Raw genomic sequence first — 3,954 nt, 5'->3', positions numbered from 1 at the left:
CCCCCCCGCTCCAGTGCCGGCACCGTCCGGCGGTCGGATCGCCCGGCGATGGATCAGCCGCCGACGCCCTTCTCCTTGAAGTACTTCAGGGCGCCCGGATGGAACGGGATCGGGGAGCGGTCGAGGGTCTGGTTCTGCAGGGAGAAGCCCTGCGCCTCCTTGTGCACGGCGACCAGCTCCGGCTGCTGCTCGACCAGCGTCTTCACGATCCGGTAGGCGTCGTCGTCGCTCATCTTCTCGCTGGTCACCAGCAGGTTCCAGACGTCGGCATTGCTGTTGTTCTTGTCGAAGCCCGGGTACGACCCGGCCGGGATGGTGCCGGCGGCGTAGAGCTTGCCGTGCTTGGCGTTCATCTTCTCGACCAGATCGGAATGATCGATGAGCTTCATCTTGATGCCCGGGGTCGCCGCGAGGTCGGTCACCGCGGCGGTCGGAATGCCCCCGACCCAGAAGAAGGCGTCGATCTTGCGGTCCTTGAGCGCGTTGACCGATTCGGCGACTGAGAGGCGTTCGCGCTTCAGGTCCTTGTCCTTGTCGAGGCCCGCCGCCTCGATCACCCGGAAGGCCATCACCTCGGTGGCGCTACCCGGCGAGCCTGTCGACACGCGCTTGCCCTTCAGGTCCGCCATCTTGTCGACGCCGGCACCCTCGACAGTCACGACGTGCATCCGGTTCGGGTAGAGCACCATCAGCGTCCGCACCGGGAGCTTGCCGGACTTGAACTTGTCCTGGCCCTGCGCGGCATCGAGGGCCGCGTCCGCCATCGAGAAGCCGACCTCGCTCTGGCCGGAGCCGATGAGCTTGAGGTTGTCGACCGAGCCGCCGGTGACCTCCGCGGTGGCCTGCATCCCGGGCAGATGCTTCGTCAACACATTGGCGATGGCGCCGCCGAGCGGATAATAGACCCCGCCCGTGCCGCCCGTGCCGATCGCCAGCGTCTTCTGCTGCGCTGCCGCGGGCGCCGCCGCCAGGATCGCGCCCAGCACGGCGGCGCCGAGGGCGCGCACCATCATCCCACTCCGCATCGTTTCCTCCCGGTTCAGGTTCTGGCCGGCGGCGCCGCGGCGGCCGGCATGTAGATCTGCCTCACCATGACCAGGATGCCGATCACGGCACCGAAGGCGGCGAGGTACTGGATGTTGTATCCGGTGAGCGTTTCGAGAAGGGGCTCGATGATGTTCGGGATCACGAGCAGCAGCCCCGACACGAGCAGGAGCCCGCGCTCGACCGGGCTGGTGCGGCGCAAGGCCCAGTTCTGCGCCGCCGCCGCCAGCGCGGCGAGGCCGAGCGCCGTCTGCAGGGTGATCCATGCGATGCTGAGGACCGAGCCGCCGGCCGGGACCTGCATGAGCAGCCCGACGCCGTCCGGCGCGAGCACGAACACGAAGGGCACGATGAAGGCGGGCAGCGTGTACTTCCAGGATTGCAGCGTGGTCAGGTAGGGGTTGCCGCCCGTGATCGCGGCCGCCGCGAAGGGCGACAGCGCGGTCGGCGGCGAGACCTCCGACAGCACCGCGTAGTAGAAGATGAACATGTGGGCCGCGTAATCCGGTACGCCGAGCTTCGTCAGCGCCGGCGCGGCGATCACCGCGCAGATGATGTACGACGCGGTGACCGGCACGGCGAGGCCGATGATCCAGACGATCAGGGCGGTGTAGAGGGCCGTGAGGACGAGCGAGCCGCCCGCATAGGTGATCACGATCGACGAGAACTTCAGGCCGAGGCCCGTGAGCGTCACCACGCCCACGACGATGCCGGCCGAGGCGCAGGTCACGGCCGCGTTCAGCGAGCCGATCGACCCATCCGCGAGCGCCCGCACGAGCTTGCGCGGCCACAGCGCGGTCTCCGGGCGCAGAAAGCTCAGGACGAAGGTGACGACGGTGGCGTAGAAGACCGACAGCATCGGCGAGAAGCCGACCACCATGAAGCCGACCACCGCCGCCAGCGAGACGAAGTGGAAGCCGTAGCGGCGCACCATCACGCCGAGCGGCAATTCCTGCTCGAACCGGACGTCGTGCGCGTGGAAGCGGCGGGCATCGAGCTCCACCATGACGAGGAGGGAGAGGTAGTAGAGACATGTCGGGATGACCGCCATCCGGAGCACGTCGAGGTAGGAGATCTTCAGGAACTCGGCGATCAGGAAGGCCGCGGCGCCGAGCACGGGCGGCGACAGGATGGCGCCCAGCCCCCCGGCCGCGAGCAGGCCGCCGGCCGCATCGCGCGTGAACCCTGCCTTGGCCAGCATGGGGGACGCGACGGAGCCGATCATGACCGTGGTGGCGACGCCCGAGCCCGAGGGGCCGCCGAGCAGGAACGACGACAGCACCACGGTGCGGCCCGCGCTGTTCCGGCGCCCGCCCATCAGCGCCAGCGAAAAATCGATGAAGAACTTGCCGGCGCCGGAATGCTGGAGGAACGCCCCGTAGATCGTGAACAGGATGATGAGCGTCGCCGACACGTCGACCGCGACGCCGAAGATGCCTTCGAGCGTCATGAACAGGTGGCCGACGAGGCGGCTGACGTCGTAGCCGCGGTGCGTCCACGGGGCCGGCAGGTGCGGCCCCAGCATCGCGTAGGCGATGAAGAACAGCGCGACCACCGGCATGATCGCCCCGGTCGCCCGCCGGGTCGCTTCGAGCAGGATGACGATGAAGATCAGCCCGAGCACCACGTCCAGGCGGTCCGGCACGGTGGCGCGGTCGGTGAAGTCCTCGCCGCCCCAGAGCGCGTAGCCGACGATGGCGACCGAGAGGATCCCGGGCAGGAAGTCCCACCAGCGGATCCGGTCGCGGAAGCGCCCCGCGACGGGAAACAGCAGGAAGCACAGCAGCAGCGTGAAGCCGACGTGGATGTAGCGCAGCTCCTGCGTCGGGACGATGCTGTAGGCGGCGTAGAGGTGGAACAGGCTCATCGCGACCGCGATGCCGGTCACGATCAGGCCGATCACGCCGCCGAGGCGGTTTGTGGCGCCTTCCTCCGCCTCGATATAGGCCTCGGCCTCGCGCAGGGCCTCGGTGGAGACAACGTCCGGTGCGCCTGCCGCGGGGGTCGGTCCCGCCTCCCGCCTCTGGGCCTCCGTCATGAGCGTGTCCTGTCTGCGTCGGAAGCGTGGCGGCTGCCGCGAGCGGCGCGCGCGCGCCGGCAGGCCGGGCTGCGTCGGGCCGGTCCGGCCCCGGGGAAGGGGGTAGGGTGTATCACGGCCGGATCGCCCGAGGCGACGGCGGCCTGCGGGCCGGTGCAGCGCGGGACGCGCCGGGCGGCCGATCCCGCAGCAGACTGTGCCAAGCTCGCGCTGAGCAGCCCGTTCAGCGCAGTCATGAGCTCGCGCACATCCGGCATCCTCACCCGACCAGCGTCAAGCTGCGCTGTTGGGCAGGATTTTACACCCAGCCTCCTCATAGTCGAGGGGCAACCCACCGGCTTGCGCAGTTCGCAGCCGGGCCGCCCACGGTCCGGCGCGAGTCCCGGCTTCGGGATGCGATGCGGGAAAGGGCTCCGGCCCGCGAGCCGCGGCGCTCGGACGCGCCTGGCGTCGGGCTCTCAGGCCGCGGGGGCGAGGTGCAGGATCCGCCTGGCTTCGGCCGGGGTGGCGACGCGCCGGCCGTGACGCTCCACCAGCGCGGCCGCCAGCCCCACCAGCTCGGCGTTGCTCGCCGCCAGCCGCTCCTTCGTCACCCGGATGTTGTCCTCCAGACCCGTGCGCACCGCATCCGCCCCCCGCGCCAGCGCCCAGCCCATCACCCGCGCCTGCTCGCGCCCGATCCCCGCCGCCGTCCACGTCGCCCGCGGCAGGATCCGCCGGGTCTCGGACAGCAGGATGTCGAGCAGGTGCTCCTCGGCCGGCATCGCGTTCTTGACGCCCATCACGAACTGCACGTGCGGCGCCTCGTCCATCAGCCCCGCCTCGATCAGCCGACGCGCCCCGTGCAGGTGCGAGAGGTCGAAGATCTCGAT

At 70.0% G+C, this 3,954-nt stretch carries 3 protein-coding genes; all 3 read right to left on the bottom strand.

Translation table 11 applies throughout. From position 1 onward, the window contains the following. Positions 1–53 precede the first annotated feature (53 nt). On the bottom strand, positions 54–1,025 hold the full coding sequence (locus ACKUB9_RS20050; protein WP_407523895.1) for a TAXI family TRAP transporter solute-binding subunit: 972 nt from the start codon (positions 1,023–1,025) through the stop codon (positions 54–56). A 14-nt stretch (positions 1,026–1,039) separates the two neighbouring features. Next, on the bottom strand, positions 1,040–3,082 hold the full coding sequence (locus tag ACKUB9_RS20045; RefSeq protein ID WP_407523893.1) for a TRAP transporter permease: 2,043 nt from the start codon (positions 3,080–3,082) through the stop codon (positions 1,040–1,042). Between the two features lie 458 nt (positions 3,083–3,540). Then, the coding region (locus ACKUB9_RS20040; protein ID WP_407523891.1) for a 3-keto-5-aminohexanoate cleavage protein at positions 3,541–3,954 on the bottom strand (414 nt) is incomplete at its 5' end.

It is taken from the genome of Methylobacterium oryzisoli, assembly GCF_046557895.1.
Taxonomy (GTDB): Bacteria; Pseudomonadota; Alphaproteobacteria; order Rhizobiales; family Beijerinckiaceae; genus Methylobacterium; species Methylobacterium oryzisoli.
The sequence above is the reverse complement of the archived record's forward strand: the minus strand, read 5'-3'. Positions and strand labels throughout refer to the sequence as shown.

Bases quoted from the DNA above. Each gene is read 5' to 3' on its own strand.
- ACKUB9_RS20045 (WP_407523893.1), bottom strand. From the start codon at position 3,082: ATGACGGAGGCCCAGAGGCGGGAGGCGGGACCGACCCCCGCGGCAGGC.
- ACKUB9_RS20050 (WP_407523895.1), bottom strand. From the start codon at position 1,025: ATGCGGAGTGGGATGATGGTGCGCGCCCTCGGCGCCGCCGTGCTGGGC.